15 protein-coding genes and 1 pseudogene are annotated in these 14,522 nt (G+C 72.0%); 6 read left to right on the forward strand and 10 right to left on the reverse strand.

From position 1 onward, the window contains the following. Positions 1-55 precede the first annotated feature (55 nt). Positions 56-916, forward strand: a complete 861-nt coding sequence (locus tag OHS71_RS28350; protein ID WP_328482150.1) for an EI24 domain-containing protein — start codon at positions 56-58, stop codon at positions 914-916. Positions 917-1,012: 96 nt separating this feature from the next. Here the strand turns inward: OHS71_RS28350 and OHS71_RS28355 are convergent, their stop codons facing one another. Then, positions 1,013-2,263: a pyroglutamyl-peptidase I family protein gene (locus tag OHS71_RS28355; RefSeq protein ID WP_328482151.1), complete on the reverse strand. Its 1,251-nt coding sequence runs from the start codon at positions 2,261-2,263 to the stop codon at positions 1,013-1,015. A 139-nt stretch (positions 2,264-2,402) separates the two neighbouring features. On the opposite strand from OHS71_RS28355, the pseudogene OHS71_RS28360 reads away from it, so the two are divergent. Beyond that, positions 2,403-3,023 (forward strand): annotated as a pseudogene (locus OHS71_RS28360) (fibronectin type III-like domain-contianing protein); the annotation flags it as partial. Between the two features lie 91 nt (positions 3,024-3,114). Here the strand turns inward: OHS71_RS28360 and OHS71_RS28365 are convergent. Then, positions 3,115-4,092 carry an aldose epimerase family protein gene (locus OHS71_RS28365; protein ID WP_328482152.1) on the reverse strand — a complete coding sequence of 326 codons (978 nt, stop codon included), beginning with the start codon at positions 4,090-4,092 and terminating at the stop codon, positions 3,115-3,117. A 15-nt stretch (positions 4,093-4,107) separates the two neighbouring features. After that, positions 4,108-5,004: an SGNH/GDSL hydrolase family protein gene (locus OHS71_RS28370; protein WP_328482153.1), complete on the reverse strand. Its 897-nt coding sequence runs from the start codon at positions 5,002-5,004 to the stop codon at positions 4,108-4,110. Positions 5,005-5,267: 263 nt separating this feature from the next. Between OHS71_RS28370 and OHS71_RS28375 the strand changes: the two genes are divergently transcribed. Next, positions 5,268-5,762, forward strand: coding sequence for a DUF3145 domain-containing protein (locus OHS71_RS28375; protein ID WP_328482154.1), 495 nt, complete (start codon positions 5,268-5,270; stop codon positions 5,760-5,762). A 118-nt stretch (positions 5,763-5,880) separates the two neighbouring features. On the opposite strand, the gene OHS71_RS28380 is transcribed toward OHS71_RS28375, so the two are convergent. The 5 genes from OHS71_RS28380 to OHS71_RS28400 form a co-directional block, all read right to left on the reverse strand. Then, on the reverse strand, positions 5,881-7,185 hold the full coding sequence (locus tag OHS71_RS28380; protein WP_328482155.1) for a beta-ketoacyl-[acyl-carrier-protein] synthase family protein: 1,305 nt from the start codon (positions 7,183-7,185) through the stop codon (positions 5,881-5,883). Positions 7,186-7,265: 80 nt separating this feature from the next. Then, positions 7,266-7,517 (reverse strand): acyl carrier protein, encoded by a 252-nt coding sequence (locus OHS71_RS28385; RefSeq protein WP_328482156.1) that lies wholly within the window; start codon positions 7,515-7,517, stop codon positions 7,266-7,268. Between the two features lie 82 nt (positions 7,518-7,599). Beyond that, positions 7,600-8,601, reverse strand: coding sequence for a ketoacyl-ACP synthase III (locus OHS71_RS28390; protein ID WP_328482157.1), 1,002 nt, complete (start codon positions 8,599-8,601; stop codon positions 7,600-7,602). A 9-nt stretch (positions 8,602-8,610) separates the two neighbouring features. Next, positions 8,611-9,528, reverse strand: a complete 918-nt coding sequence (locus OHS71_RS28395; RefSeq protein ID WP_328482158.1) for an ACP S-malonyltransferase — start codon at positions 9,526-9,528, stop codon at positions 8,611-8,613. An 89-nt stretch (positions 9,529-9,617) separates the two neighbouring features. Then, complete coding sequence (locus tag OHS71_RS28400; RefSeq protein WP_020126928.1) at positions 9,618-10,823, reverse strand: PucR family transcriptional regulator; 1,206 nt, start codon at positions 10,821-10,823, stop codon at positions 9,618-9,620. A 117-nt stretch (positions 10,824-10,940) separates the two neighbouring features. Between OHS71_RS28400 and OHS71_RS28405 the strand changes: the two genes are divergently transcribed. After that, positions 10,941-11,639: a pirin family protein gene (locus OHS71_RS28405; RefSeq protein WP_328484672.1), complete on the forward strand. Its 699-nt coding sequence runs from the start codon at positions 10,941-10,943 to the stop codon at positions 11,637-11,639. Here the strand turns inward: OHS71_RS28405 and OHS71_RS28410 are convergent. After that, positions 11,605-12,426, reverse strand: coding sequence for a serine hydrolase domain-containing protein (locus OHS71_RS28410; protein WP_328482159.1), 822 nt, complete (start codon positions 12,424-12,426; stop codon positions 11,605-11,607). The genes OHS71_RS28405 and OHS71_RS28410 overlap by 35 nt on opposite strands. A 19-nt stretch (positions 12,427-12,445) precedes the next feature. Then, the gene (locus tag OHS71_RS28415; RefSeq protein WP_328482160.1) at positions 12,446-12,916 is read right to left on the reverse strand and encodes a GNAT family N-acetyltransferase; all 471 of its coding nucleotides are present in this window, start codon (positions 12,914-12,916) and stop codon (positions 12,446-12,448) included. 96 nt (positions 12,917-13,012) lie between these two features. On the opposite strand from OHS71_RS28415, the gene OHS71_RS28420 reads away from it, so the two are divergent. Beyond that, positions 13,013-13,507 carry a MerR family transcriptional regulator gene (locus OHS71_RS28420; RefSeq protein ID WP_328482161.1) on the forward strand — a complete coding sequence of 165 codons (495 nt, stop codon included), beginning with the start codon at positions 13,013-13,015 and terminating at the stop codon, positions 13,505-13,507. After that, on the forward strand, positions 13,504-14,520 hold the full coding sequence (locus OHS71_RS28425) for an aldo/keto reductase (RefSeq protein ID WP_328482162.1): 1,017 nt from the start codon (positions 13,504-13,506) through the stop codon (positions 14,518-14,520). The genes OHS71_RS28420 and OHS71_RS28425 overlap by 4 nt, the downstream gene beginning before the upstream one ends. The last annotated feature ends 2 nt before the right edge of the window (positions 14,521-14,522 follow it).

Here is a 14,522-nt window from a genome sequence, read left to right on the forward strand (position 1 = left end):
GCGCGGGGCTCACCGCCCTCCGCAATGAAATGTGCACGACCGATAGAGTTCGGCCATGCGCGATCTCGGGGTGGGGTTCACATACCTCCTGAAGGGCCAGCGGTGGGTGGCCCGGCACGGCAGGCAGTACGGGTTCGGGCTCCTTCCCGGCCTGATCACGCTCGTCCTCTACGCGGCGGCCCTGGTGGCGCTCGCGGTGTGGGGCGAGGACTTCGTGGGATGGTCGACACCGTTCGCCGACGACTGGTCGAGTCCCTGGCGCGGTCTGTTCCGCGGTCTCCTCGTCGCCGTGCTGTTCGCCCTCGGCCTGCTGCTCGCCGTCCTCACCTTCACCGCGGTCACCCTGCTCATCGGGCAGCCCTTCTACGAGAGCCTCTCCGAGAGGGTCGACCGGGACCTCTCGCCCGACGGCACGGCCCCCGAGTCCGCGCTGCCGCTCTGGCGCGAGCTGTGGATCTCCGCCCGCGACAGCCTCCGCATCCTCTGCCGCGCGCTGCTGTGGGCCGTGCTGCTGTTCGCCCTCGGGTTCGTCCCGGTCGTCGGGCAGACGGTGGTCCCGGTGATCGGGTTCTTCGTCACCGGCTTCTTCCTCACCGAGGAACTCGCCGCCGTCGCCCTCCAGCGCAGGGATGTCGACCTGCGCGCCCGCCTCGCCCTGTTCCGCTCCCGCAAGACCCTGATCTGGGGCTTCGGCACCCCCCTGGGCCTGGCCTTCCTGGTACCCGTCGTCGCGGTGTTCCTGATGCCGGGTGCGGTCGCGGGCGCCACGATGCTCGCCCGTGAACTGCTCGGCGAGGACACCCCCGAGGGGGATGACCCGGACGGGGGAGCCGGCGGCGGGGGAAAGGGCAGGGGCGACGCGGGGTACCACGCCGGCGGGGCCCACGCCCCCGACCGACGGAACGCCACGCCCTGACCAGGCTGCCGCCCGCCGCCCCGAACCCGCCTCGCCGGCGCCGCCCGCCGAAGAACCCGGCTGCCCACGCCCCCTCCGCCGCGGGGCCGTGCGCCGCTACGCCCCCGCCGCCACGCTCAGGATCGCGCGCACCTGCGCGACGATGTCCAGCCGGTTGCGCACGAACTCCGGATCGGTGACCGTGCCGGTCGCGGGATCGGTGTTGCCGGTCCCGAACTGGAGCACCGGCGTGTGCACATGGCCGCCCGGCAGGCTGTCGTGCAGCCCCAGCCTGTCGCGCAGCAGGGTGGCCCGGTAGGCGATCTCGTTGGAGAGGTAGTTCCCGCCGCCCCCGGCCCGGGCGATCGAGCCTGCGGTCGGTCCGTCCGGCCGGACGACGGGGTCGGTGCCGCCCGCCGGGATCTCGGTGACGCCCGTGTTGTCGTAGACCGGGAACCGGCCCGTGTCCGCCGCCACGATCGCGGTGTACGGCAGGGTCGTGGTCGTCCACTGCGGCTGCGAGGCGGGGTCGGCGACCGGGACCGTCTCCGTCCGGCCGATGTTCTCGTTGTCGGGGAAGCCGCCGCGCCAGGCCCCGTTGGTGCGCTCGACGTCGAAGCGGCCGACGCGGCCCTGACTGACGGTCGTGAACAGGTCGACGTGCGGCAGGTACGGCCGCAGGGCGCGTTCCACCGTGTCGTCCGCGAAGTCCCGCCAGCGCACCGGGAAGACGGTGGTCTCCACCCGGGCCGGGCCGTTCGCGGTCCGGATCATCGTGCCGTCGAGGGCGAGCGCGGTCGCTCCCGAGGGATTGGAGATCCGGATGTCCCGGTCCAGGGTGAACGGGTCGAAGCCCGTGACCAGAACGTGCTTGAGCCCGTCGGCGTGCCGCGGATGGCGGATGTCGGTCTGCCCGCGTGAGGTGCGCTCCAACGTATCGAGCAGAGCGGCCCGTTGGCCGTCGGTCATCGTGAACGCGGGTTGCCAGGTGCGCACTTCGGTCGTCATGCCGAGCCGCGCCCAGTACAGCGGCCGGTCGTCGTCCCGGCTGAGGTCCCCGCCGGCGGGGCCGCGCCCCTGCACCCGGTCCACCGCCCGCCGCCACAGGGCCCCGCCCTCACGGGTGACGACCCGGCGGGCCTGCGTGTAGGAGTGGGCGGCCGCCAGGCCGCGGGCGAGACGCGGGGCCACCACGTCGAACCCGGACCGGGCGAGGATCTCCCGGGGAACGGCCTGCGTCAGCCGCTGTTCCTCGACGGTGGGCGAGCGGGCGGGCGCGGTTTCGACCGCGGTCGCGGTGGTGGGGGAGGAGAGTCCGGCCAACAGGGCCAGACCGAGGACGCCGACGCGAACTCGTATGGAATGCACGGGTGATGGGGTCCTTCCGTCGCTGTGGGGGAGAGCGTGGAGGTGGGACGGCGGAAGTATCCCGTGACGCGAGGGGTCCACGCCATGCCGCCGCCCGCGGCCCACCCGCAGCGGCCGAGTGGCGGAAGGAGGTCGTCTACTGCCGTGGCGCGAGGACGTGGCGGCCGTCCTGCTCACCTGGTTCCCCGGTCAGGAGGGCGGGGCCGCGCTGGCGGACGTCCTGACGGGCGCCCACGAACCCGGCGGCCGGCTGCCCACCCAGTGGGGTTCCCTCGCCGACGCCCCCGTCACCGAGGTCACCTCCACCGACGGCGAACTGCGCTACTCCGAGGGCGTCCTCATCGGCTACCGGGCCTGGGAGAAGGCGGGCCGCACCCCGGTCTTCCCCTTCGGACACGGCCTCGGCTACACCGACTGGACGTACGAGTCGGCCGACATCACGGGTTCCGCGGTCACGGTGTGGATCCGCAACACCGGCGAGCGCCCGGGCCGCGAGGTCGTACAGGTCTACCTCGCCCCCACCGGTACGGCCCCCGGCGCGGGGCCGGTACCCGACCGCCCGGTCCGCTGGCTGGCCGGCTTCGCCGGCGTCGAGGCGGGCCCGGGGGAGAGCGCCGAGGTCACCGCGGAGATCCCCGCCCGTGCCTTCGAGGTGTGGGACGAGGCGGACCACCGGTGGTCCTTTGTGAAGGGTTCGTACGAAATCCAGGTGGGCCGCTCGATCGCGGACCGCAGGATCACCGCGACGATTAACGTGTGAAGCGGCGTTCGTCGCCCCGCTGACAGCCCCGGTCCGGGACCTGACCCCTGGACCGGGGCAACATCTTTTCTCCGGCCCTCGGCCGCGGCCCCTACCGGACCGAGAAGCCGTACACCGTCTCCGACCGGTACCGGCCCCCCGGCCGCAGCACCGTGCTCGGGAAATCCGGCCGGTTCGGCGAGTCCGGGAAGTGCTGGGTCTCCAGCGCGACACCCTCGCCGGGCTCGAAGGGCTCGCCCAGATGGTCGGCGGTGTACAGCTGGAGCCCCGGCTCGGTGGTCGCCACCGTCAGCACCCGCCCGGACGCCTGATCGTGCAGCTCGGCCACCTCGACCGGGTTGTCCGTGAGGCCCTTGTCGAGCACGAAGTTCTGGTCGTGGCCGGAGCCGACCTTGCGGGCCGCGCGGAAGTCGAAGCGGCTGTCCGCCACCGGCGCGAGTTCACCCGTCGGGACCCGGTCCGCGTCCACCGGCGTGTAACGGGAGGCGGCCAGCCGCAGTTCATGGCCGCCGGCGCTGCCGCTCCCGGGCCCGCCCAGGTTGAAGTAGCTGTGGTTGGTCAGGTTCACCACCGTCGGCGCGTCCGTGACCGCCTCGTACACGAGCCGCAGCGCCCCCGCCGCGTCCAGCGTGTACGTAGCCGTGGCCTCCAGGCGGCCGGGGAAGCCCTCCTCGCCGTGCGGGGAGACCCGGCTGAGCCGCAGTCCGTGCTCGACCGGCTCGACGTCCCACACCCGCTTGTCGAAGCCGCGTTCGCCGCCGTGCAGGGAGTTCGGCGCGTCGTTCGGCGCGAGCGCGTACGTCAGGCCGTCGAGCGGGAAGCGGGCCTGCGCGATCCGGTTGGCGTACCGCCCGACCAGCGCCCCGAGGTAGGGCTCCGGGTGCGTGACATAGCCCTCCAGACCGGCGAACCCCAGCACCACGTTGGCCGTGTGCCCCTCCCGGTCCGGCACCTCGACGCACTGCACGATCCCGCCGTACGACAGGACCCGCACCCGGGTGCCCGCCCGCTCCAGGGTCCAGCGGTGCACCGCGGTGCCGTCGGAAAGTGTTCCGAAGTGTTCGCTCATGAGCGAAACCCTAAGTCACGGGGTCTTCGCGGTGACTCCTCGATAGGCCATCTCCGCGAGCCGCGCCTGTCCGTTCTTGCTCGGGTGGAACCAGTCCCAGTGGCTCAGCTGGTCGGTGCCGAAGCGGAAGCCGTACACCGCGCCGCCGTCGAAGCGGCACCGCACGTCCTTCGCGCAGACCTCCGACAGCACCGAGTTGTAGGCCTCGACCCGCTTCTGCACGGTGTCCCGGCGCAGGGTCGCCGCCGCGTCCAGAGCGTCCGCGTCGCCCAGCATCGACGGGCACAGACCCAGCTTCCACACCTGCTTGCCCAGCATGTTCGTCCGCCCCTGCGACCACAGCCGCTTCAGGTCGGGCACGCTCGTCACGTACACCTGCGTCTTCGGCAGCGCGCGGCGCAGCGTGCTCAGCGCGTCCTGGAACTGCCCGCGGAAATCGGCCACCGACGTCATCGCCGCCGGCGACTCCCGGCAGGCGTCGTTCGCCCCCGCCATCACCGTCACCAACTGCGGTTTCACGGCCACCGCCTGGGTCATCTGGGCCGCCAGGTCCGCCATCCGAGCCCCGGTCGCCGCGTAGTTCCAACTGTGCGTGGCCGCCTTCGCCGGGCCCAGCAGCCGGACGGCGAGGCTGTTCACCTCGGCGCTGCTGCCGGTCGCCCAGGACACCTCCGGGCAGTCCGCGAGCACCGTACACGCGTCGAAGCCCCGCGTGATCGAGTCGCCCACCGCCGCGACCGAGGAGGGACTGGAGTCCCACAACGGCGACGGCGACGGCTCGGCCCGCCGGGCCTGCGTACCCGGCGGGCCGTCACCGCCGCCGCCCCCCAGTGCGTCACAACCGGCCAGGCCCAGGACGGCCGCCGTCGTGCCCGCGAGCACGGCTCGCGCGTGCCGCTTCCGTTTCCGCATCCGCTGGTGTTCCCCTCGCTCCTCGAAACAACGCCCCCCTATGACAACGCGCGGGAGTTCCCGGCGAATCACACCCACAAGATGGAACGCCTCACGCCCGTACAGGCGTCCTGCCGGGTGAATGGCGGAGGTTTCACGGCACCGGGACCGACGGTACGTCACACTCCTTGCGCCGCCGCACGGTAGCCTCGCCATCAACACGGCTGCCTGCCACCGCCGTCATGCCAGCCTGCAAGACTGTCCCGCTCTGCCCGGAGGTCCCGGTGACGACACGTGGAGTTCTGTACGTGCACTCCGCGCCGCGCGCGCTGTGCCCGCACGTCGAGTGGGCCGTCGCGGGGGTGCTCGGCACGCGCGTCAACCTCGACTGGATCCGGCAGCCCGCCGCGCCGGGCACCTGGCGCTCGGAGTTCTCCTGGAAGGCCGAGCCCGGCACGGCGTCCAAGCTGGCCTCCGCGCTGCGCGGCTGGCACCTGCTGCGCTTCGAGGTCACCGCCGAGCCCTGCGCCACCGCCGAGGGCGAGCGCTACAGCTGCACTCCCGACCTCGGCATCTTCCACGCCGTCACCGGCATCCACGGCGACATCCTCATCCCCGAGGACCGGCTGCGCGCGGCCCTGCTGCGCAGCCGGCGCGGCGAGACCGACCTGGAGGCCGAACTCTCCAAGCTCCTAGGCAAGCCGTGGGACGACGAGCTGGAACCGTTCAGATACGCGGGCGAGGGAGCCCCCGTGCGCTGGCTGCACCAGGTGGTGTGAGACACCCCGCTCCGCGAGGGGCGCGCGGCCGGTCCCCACCCGCTCGACGCCGGCCCGCAACGCCAAGTGGCCCGGACTCCCCGAGGGAGTCCGGGCCACTTGGCGTTCACGGCGGGGATCAGACCGTCCGGAACGCCAGGACCACGTTGTGCCCGCCGAACCCGAACGAGTCGTTCAGCGCGGCGATACGGCCCTCGACGGGCAGCTTGCGCGCCTCGCCCCGCACGATGTCCGCGTTGGCCTCGGCCTCGGGGTCGAGGTTCTCGACGTTGATGGTCGGCGGGGCGACCCGGTTGTACAGCGCCAGGATCGTCGCCACGGACTCCACGCCGCCCGCGCCGCCCAGCAGGTGACCGGTCATCGACTTGGTCGCGGAGACCGCGAAGTGGTCCGCGTCGTCGCCGAAGACCTTGCGCAGCGCCTTCAGTTCAGCCACGTCACCGGCCGGCGTCGATGTGGCGTGCGCGTTGACGTGCACGATCTCCGCCGGGTTCAGGTCGGTGTTGTCCAGCAGGTTCTGGAGGGCGTGCGCGATGCCGCGGCCCTCGGGCTCCGGCTGCACGATGTCGTGGGCGTCGGAGGAGATGCCCTGGCCGACCGCCTCCGCGTACACGCGGGCTCCACGCCGGGCGGCGTGCTCGGCGGACTCCAGGACGATCACGCCGGCGCCCTCGCCCATGACGAAGCCGTCGCGGGCGATGTCGTAGGGACGCGAGGCGCCCTGCGGGTTCTCGTTGTTCTTGGACATCGCCATCATGTTGCCGAACGCGGCGATGGGCAGCGGGTGGATCGCCGCCTCCGTACCACCGGCGACGACGACGTCGGCGCGGCCCGTACGGATCATCTCGATGGCGTAGCCGATGGCCTCCGCGCCCGACGCGCACGCCGAGACCGGCGTGTGCACGCCCGCGCGGGCGCCCACGAGCAGGCCCACGTTGGCGGACGGGCTGTTCGGCATCAGCATGGGCACGGTGTGCGGGGAGACGCGGCGGACGCCCTTCTCCTTCAGCACGTCGTACTGGTCGAGCAGGGTGGTCACGCCGCCGATGCCGGAGGCGATGACCGCGCCGAGCCGGTCGGGGTCGACATCGCCCCGGCCGTCGTCCGACGCGTCGGCGTCCGGCGCGACAGTGCCGGCCTTGCCGGAGAAGCCGGCGTCCTTCCAGGCTTCCTGGGCCGCGATCAGCGCGAACTGCGCCGAGCGGTCCAGCTTGCGGGCCTGCGGCCGCGGGATGACCTCGAGGGGTTCCACCGCGACCGGGGCCGCGATGCGGACGGCCTGGTCGGCCGCCCACTCCTGCTCCAGGACCTTGACACCGGACTTACCGGCGACCAGACCCTCCCAGGTAGAGGCTGCGTCGCCACCCAGCGGTGTGGTTGCGCCGATACCGGTGACGACCACGGTGCGATTGGTCGGGCTCACGGATTCTTTCTCCAACGTTACGAGGATTCAGCGGCGCCACCGCCGGGTGGCGGGGCAGTTCAGCCCAGGGGACCGATGGATCAGGCCTGCTGGTTCTTGAGGATGTAGTTCGTCGCGTCGCCGACGGTCTTGAGGTTCTTGACGTCCTCGTCCGGGATCTTGACCTCGAAGCGCTCCTCGGCGGCGACGACGACCTCGACCATGGACAGCGAGTCGACGTCCAGGTCGTCGGTGAAGGACTTGTCCAGCTGGACGTCCTCAACCGGGATGCCGGCGATCTCGTTCACGATGTCGGCGAGACCGGCGACGATCTCTTCCTGAGTGGCGGCCATGTTGGCGCTCCTTCTTCGATATTCCAGAGGGTGTGGCATTGGGTTTCTCCCACGCCGGACCGGATGATCCGGCACGGAGTGCCTAGGGGAGGGTAACGACAGTGGCGGCGTAGACGAGACCCGCCCCGAATCCGATGACGAGCGCGGTGTCGCCGCTCTTCGCCTCGCCGGTCGCCAGAAGCCGCTCCATGGCGAGCGGGATCGAGGCGGCCGAGGTGTTTCCGGTGGTCCGTACGTCACGGGCGACCATGACGGACTCCGGCAGCTTGAGAGTCTTCACCATCGAGTCGATGATCCGCTCGTTGGCCTGGTGCGGGATGAAGACGTCGAGTTCGTCGGCGGTGATGCCGGCGGCGTCCAGCGCCTCCTTGGCGACCTTCGCCATCTCGAAGACGGCCCAGCGGAACACCGCCTGGCCCTCCTGCGTGATCGCGGGGAACTTGGCGACCTCGCCGTCGCGGTAGTCCGTCCACGGCACGGTCTGCTTGATGGTCTCCGACTTGTCGCCCTCGGAACCCCAGACCGTCGGGCCGATCGCCGGCTCGTCGGAGGGGCCGACCACGACCGCGCCCGCGCCGTCGCCGAACAGGAAGGCCGTCGCACGGTCCTCCAGGTCGGTCAGGTCGGACAGCCGCTCGACGCCGATGACGAGCACGTACTCGGCGGAACCTTCCACCACCATGCCCTTGGCGAGGGTGAGGCCGTAGCCGAAGCCCGCGCAGCCGGCCGAGATGTCGAAGGCGGCGGCCTTGTTCGTGCCGAGCTTGTCGGCGATCTCGGTGGCGACGGCCGGCGTCTGCTTGAAGTGCGAGACGGTCGAGACGACCACCGCGCCGATCTGTCCGGCGGTGATCCCGGCGTCGGCGATGGCCTTGCCGGACGCCTCGACGGACATGGCGGCGACGGTCTCCTCGTCGTTCGCCCAGTGCCGGGTCTGGATGCCGGAGCGCGAGCGGATCCATTCGTCGGACGAGTCGATCGTCTCGAGGATCACCTCGTTGGGGACGACCCGGACGGGCCGGTAGCCGCCGACGCCGAGGATGCGGGCGTACGGGGAGCCCTTGCTGGGCTTGATCTTCGCCATCAGGGCTCCTCAGGCGACGCCGTGCTCGGCGATGAGCTCGCGAGCGGCGTCGAGGTCGTCGGGGGTCTTCAGCGCCAGCGTCTTCACACCGGGCAGGGCGCGCTTGGCGAGACCGACCAGGGTGCCGCCGGGGGACACCTCGATGAGCGCGGTCGCGCCGAGTTCCTTGAAGGTCTCCATGCACAGGTCCCAGCGGACCGGGTTGGCGACCTGGCCGACCAGACGCTCCAGGATCTCGGCGCCGGTGGCGACGGCCTGTCCGTCCCGGTTGGAGACGTAGCGGACCTTCGGATCGGCCGGCGCGAGGTCGGCGGCGGCCTTGGCGAGAGCCTCGACGGCCGGTGCCATGTGGCGCGTGTGGAAGGCGCCCGCGACCTTCAGCGGGACGACCTTGCGGACGCCCTCGGGCTTGTCCTCGTTCAGCGCGGCGAGCTGCTCCAGCGTGCCCGCGGCGACGATCTGGCCCGCGCCGTTGATGTTCGCCGGGGTCAGCCCCAGCTTCTCCAGGTGCGCGACGGAGACCTCGGGGTCGCCGCCGAGCAGCGCGGACATTCCGGTCTCGGTGATCGCGGCGGCGTCGGCCATGGCCAGGCCGCGCCTGCGGACGAGCGCCAGCGCGGCGGTGTCGTCGAGGACGCCGGCGAAGGTGGCGGCGGTGATCTCGCCGACGCTGTGGCCGGCCACGGCGCCGGGCGTCACCTCGCCGAGTGCCGTCGCGGACAGGATTCCGGCGGCCACCAGCAAGGGCTGGGCCACCGCGGTGTCACGGATCTCGTCCGCGTCGGCCTGGGTGCCGTAGTGGGCGAGGTCCAGGCCGATGGCGTCCGACCACGCGGCGACGCGGGCCGCGGCACCGGGGAGTTCGAGCCAGGGGGTCAGGAAGCCGGGCGTCTGGGCGCCCTGGCCGGGAGCGACGAGTACGAGCACTCTCACACTCTCTCTTGTGGACGGCCGAGGCCGCCCGTGGGGACAGGGACGAAGAACGGCAGGGGGTTTTGTGGAGCCCCGACAAAAGCTTAGGTCTGAGGATCGCCGTCGACCAGACGCCCCAGGATCAGCGCGATCCGGAGCGTGAACGCGGAGCGTACATCCGACGGCGACCAGCCGGTGACGTCAGTCACACGTCGAAGCCGGTAGCGCACGGTGTTCGGATGGACGAAGAGCATCCGGGCGGCCCCTTCGAGACTGGACGCCTGTTCGAGATAGACGGCGAGCGTCTCCAGGAGCGCGGAACCAGCCTCCTCGAGCGGTCTGTAGATCTCCTCCACCAACTGCTCACGCGCACCGGGATCACCGGCGATCGCGCGCTCCGGCAGCAGATCGTCCGCCAGCACCGGCCGGGGTGCGTCCTGCCAGGCGGAACCTGCCTTGAGCCCCGCCGCGGCGGCCTGTGCCGACCGGGTCGCGGCGAGCAGGTCGGGCACGACGGGCCCGGCCACCACGGGTCCCGCGGCGAACGGGCCGATCAACGACCTGGCGACGGCGAGCGGGTTGTCGCTGCCGCCGGCGATCACGACCAGCCGGGAACCGAGCACCCCGGTGAGGACCTGGAGCTTGGCGTGCCGGGCGGCGCGCCGGATCGCCTCGACGGTCAGCTCGGAGTCCCCGTCGGGCGCGGTGCCGAGGACGACGCACACATGCTCGGGCGCGTTCCACCCGAGGGCGGCGGCCCGGCTCACCGCCCCCTCGTCGGCCTCGCCGCTCAGGACGGCGTTCACGACGAGCGACTCGAGCCGGGCGTCCCAGGCGCCGCGTGCCTCGGCTGCCTGGGCGTAGACCTGGGCGGTGGCGAAGGCGATCTCCCGGGCGTACACGAGGAGCGCCTCGCGCAGTACGTTCTCGTCGCCGGGGGCCGCGACCTCGTCGATCGCGGACTCCATGACCTCGATGGTGGTCCGCACCATCTCGACGGTCTGGCGCAGCGTGATGGCCCGGGTCAGCTCACGCGGCGCGGTCCCGAACACATCGGTGGAGATGGCCTGCGGGGCGTCCGGATGCCGGAACCACTCGGTGAAGGCGGCGATGCCCGCCTGGGCGACCAGCCCGATCCAGGAACGGTTCTCCGGGGGCATCGCCCGGTACCACGACAGTGTCTCGTCCATCCGCGCGATGGCCTGGGCGGCGAGACTTCCGGAGGACTTCTCCAGCCGCTTCAGCGTCGCGGGGTGGGGGTGGACGGCGTGCGCCGCGGGATCGGGATGACTGGTTTCGGGTTCGGGCACGGGACAAGACTGCCTTATCGGGACGGGGCTGTGGGCCGCCGGGTCGCGGGACGGTGTCGGCACGCGGCCGTCACCCGGTCACCGCACGGACGGCGGCGGGTCTACGGTGGTCCCGTGATGGACGTACGGCGCGCCGCCGAGCGCTACCGAGGCGGGGACCCGGCGGCCGGGATCGACACCCGGCACGCTTTCTCCTTCGGCCCGCACTACGACCCCGGCAACCTCCGCTTCGGCCCGCTCGTCGCCTGCAACGAGGAGCGCCTCGCGCCCGGCGCCGGCTTCGACGAGCACCCCCACAGCCACACCGAGATCGTCACCTGGGTGATCGAGGGCGAGCTCACCCACCGCGACTCGGCCGGCCACGAGACCGTGGTCCGCCCCGGGGACGTGCAGCGGCTGAGCGCGGCGGGCGGTGTGCGGCACGTGGAACGCAACGACGCCCATGTGCCCCTGGCCTTCGTGCAGATGTGGCTGGCGCCCCTCGACCCCGGCGGCGACCCGTCCTACGAGACCGTCCGCGGCATCGCCGACTCCACCCCGTACGCCGTCCCGGAGGCGGGCGCGCTGCTGTACGTACGGCGACTGGGGGCGGGCGAGCGCACGGCGGTGCCGGACGCGCCGCACGTCTATGTCCACGTGGTGCGCGGCGAGGCCCGCCTGGACGCCGAGAAGCTGGCGGCGGGAGACGCGGCGCGCATCACGGACGCCGAGGACGTGGAGGCGGTGGGCGTGACGGACACGGAACTGCTGATGTGGGCCTTCGGCCAGGGAGGCGAGGAACTCAGCCCCGCGCCTCGGCCAGCACCGCGTCGGTGAAGGCGGGCCACGCCTCGACGGCCCACGGTCCGAACGCCCGGTCCGTCAGGGCGACCCCGGCCAGGCCCGCCACGGGATCGACCCACAGGAACGTACCGGACTGCCCGAAGTGACCGAACGTGCGGGGCGAGGAGGAACTCCCCGTCCAGTGAGGCGACTTGGAGTCGCGGATCTCGAAGCCGAGACCCCAGTCGTTGGGGTTCTGGTGCCCGTACCCCGGAAGCACGCCCTTGGTCCCCGGGTACTGGACGCTCATCGCCTCCGCCACCGTCCGGGGATCCAGCAGCCGGGGCGCCTGAAGCTCCGCCGCGAACCGCAGCAGGTCCGTCACGGTGGACACCCCGTCCTTGGCCGGGGAGCCCTCGAGGGAGGTGCCGGCCATCCCCAGCGGCTCCAGGACGGCCTGTCGCAGATACTCCGCGAACGGGATCTCCGTGGCCTTCGCCAGATGGTCGCCGAGCTGCTCGAAACCGGCGTTGGAGTACAGCCGCCGCTCTCCCGGGGACGCCGTCACCCGGTGCTCGTCGAAGGCCAGCCCGGAGGTGTGCGCGAGGAGGTGGCGGACGGTGGCTCCGGGAGGCCCGGCCGGCTCGTCCAGCTCGATCGCCCCCTCCTCGTACGCGACCAGGGCGGCGTACGCGGCGAGCGGCTTGGTGACCGAGGCCAGCGGGAAACGCCGGCCGACGGGGCCATGGGTCCCCAGGACCGTACCGTCGGCCCGGACGACACCCGCGGAGGCGGAGGGAACCGGCCAGTTCTCGATCAGCGCGAGGCTCTTGAGCGACATGCCGTCGAGCCTATGCGGCTCAGAGGAGCAGCTCCATCAAGGGGTCCGGCTTGGGCTTGAAGCCGAGGGAGGCGTAGAGGGGGGCCGCGTCGGCCGACGCGGTGAGCTGGATCTGTACGGCGCCCCGGGCCCGGAACCACTCCAGCAGCGCGTCCATGCACGCGCGCGCGTACCCCCGGCGGCGCGCCTCGGGGTCGGTGGCGACGCTGAAGACGAAACCGATGTTCCCCCGGGGGTTGCCGGCCCGTCCGATCCGGTACTCGACCGTCCCGACGACCAGCGCGGCCAGCGCGCCCGGCCGCTCCGGGTGTTCCACGACGAAGGCCGCGAAGTCGCCGTCCGGGTCGGACAGCCGCTCGCGCAGGGTGGGCAGCGATTCGGCGTGCCAGCCGGTGGAGGAGTCCACCGGGAACAGCGAGTCGATCATCACTTGGCGCAGCCGGAGCACTTCGGCGGCATCCTCGGGCAGGGCACGGCGTACGGGACTCATGCTCCGACGCTAACCAGCGGGATCAGGCCGCGTCCCCCGGTTTTCTTACCGATTCCGCTTGCTTGGAGCGCACTCCAAGGCCATAGCGTGGAGGCCATGACGGTGTTGCAGACCACGCCCGTGACCATCGAGCAAACCCCCGCCCCCCAGGACGTCTGCGCCGCGCCACCTCCGCGGCACCCCCGTCCGGACGGGCAGGACAGTTACACGATCAGCGAGGTCGTCGCCTTCACCGGCCTGACGGCGCACACCCTGCGCTGGTACGAGCGGATCGGGCTGATGTCCCACATCGACCGCTCGCACACCGGCCAGCGTCGCTACAGCAACCGTGACCTGGACTGGCTCGACCTCGTCGGGAAGCTGCGGCTGACGGGCATGCCGGTCGCCGACATGGTGCGGTACGCCGAGCTGGTGCGGGAGGGCGAGAGCACCTTCGGTGAGCGCTGCGAGCTCCTGGAGGCGACCCGGCGCGACGTGCGGGCCCGGATCGCCGAACTCCAGGACACCCTCGCCGTACTCGACCGGAAGATCACGTTCTACGCGGACGCCACCGGCGTCCGCCACGACGAAGCGGAAAGGACCGCCCGATGACCGACCCCAGGATCCCGACGGCACGACTCGGCGGGACGGGGCCCGAGATCGGTGTCCAGGGCCTCGGCTGCATGGGCATGAGCTTCGCGTACGGGCCCGCGGACGCGAACGGGTCCCGGGCCACCCTGGAACGCGCCCTGGAGCTCGGCGTCACGATGTACGACACGGCGGACGCGTACGGCGCGGGGGAGAACGAGAAGTTCCTCTCCCCGTTCCTCGCCGCCCACCGCGACGAGGTCGTCATCGCGACCAAGTTCGCCCTCGCGGTCCCGCCCGACGACCCGACCCGCCGGATCGTACGCAACGACGCGCCCTACATCCGCCGATCCGTCGAGGCGAGCCTGAAGCGGCTGGACGTCGACGTCATCGACCTCTACTACATGCACCGGCGCGATGTGAACGTGCCGATCGAGGACACCGTCGGGGTGATGGCGGAGCTGGTGCGCGAGGGCAAGGTCAGGCAACTGGGCCTGAGCGAGGTGACGGCGGCCGAGCTGCGCACGGCCCACGACGTCCACCCCATCGCCGCGGTGCAGTCGGAGTGGTCGCTGTTCAGCCGCGACATCGAGTCCCAGGTGGTCCCCGCGGTCCGTGAACTGGGCGTGACCCTGGTCGCGTACTCGCCGCTCGGCCGGGGCTTCCTCACGGGCTCCTTCGCCGACGCCGACCAGGACCTCACCGCCGACGACTTCCGACGCCGGCAGCCCCGCTTCACCGGTGACAACGCCGCCGCGAACGGGGCCCTCCTGGACCCGCTCCGGGCGATCGCCGAGGCGCGCGGGGCCACGCCCGGCCAGATCGCCCTGGCCTGGGTCCAACAGCAGTCCCGGGTCCACGGCCTGTCCGTGATCCCGATCCCGGGCACCCGCAAGCCGGCCCGGGTGGAGGAGAACGCGGCGGCGACGGCCGTCCACCTGACGGAGGACGAACTGGCGCTGCTGGAGCCGATAGCGGGCAAGGTGGCGGGCGACCGCTACGCGGACATGAGCTTCACCTCCGCCGGCCGGGAGTAGGG

The organism is Streptomyces sp. NBC_00377, assembly GCF_036075115.1.
Taxonomy (GTDB): domain Bacteria; phylum Actinomycetota; class Actinomycetes; order Streptomycetales; family Streptomycetaceae; genus Streptomyces.

Coding starts and splice junctions, on each gene's coding strand:
- OHS71_RS28350 (WP_328482150.1), top strand. CDS start 56: ATGCGCGATCTCGGGGTGGGGTTCACATACCTCCTGAAGGGCCAGCGG.
- OHS71_RS28365 (WP_328482152.1), bottom strand. CDS start 4,092: ATGAGCGAACACTTCGGAACACTTTCCGACGGCACCGCGGTGCACCGC.
- OHS71_RS28370 (WP_328482153.1), bottom strand. CDS start 5,004: ATGCGGAAACGGAAGCGGCACGCGCGAGCCGTGCTCGCGGGCACGACG.
- OHS71_RS28385 (WP_328482156.1), bottom strand. CDS start 7,517: ATGGCCGCCACTCAGGAAGAGATCGTCGCCGGTCTCGCCGACATCGTG.
- OHS71_RS28390 (WP_328482157.1), bottom strand. CDS start 8,601: ATGGCGAAGATCAAGCCCAGCAAGGGCTCCCCGTACGCCCGCATCCTC.
- OHS71_RS28405 (WP_328484672.1), top strand. CDS start 10,941: ATGGACGTACGGCGCGCCGCCGAGCGCTACCGAGGCGGGGACCCGGCG.
- OHS71_RS28410 (WP_328482159.1), bottom strand. CDS start 12,426: ATGTCGCTCAAGAGCCTCGCGCTGATCGAGAACTGGCCGGTTCCCTCC.
- OHS71_RS28415 (WP_328482160.1), bottom strand. CDS start 12,916: ATGAGTCCCGTACGCCGTGCCCTGCCCGAGGATGCCGCCGAAGTGCTC.
- OHS71_RS28420 (WP_328482161.1), top strand. CDS start 13,013: ATGACGGTGTTGCAGACCACGCCCGTGACCATCGAGCAAACCCCCGCC.
- OHS71_RS28425 (WP_328482162.1), top strand. CDS start 13,504: ATGACCGACCCCAGGATCCCGACGGCACGACTCGGCGGGACGGGGCCC.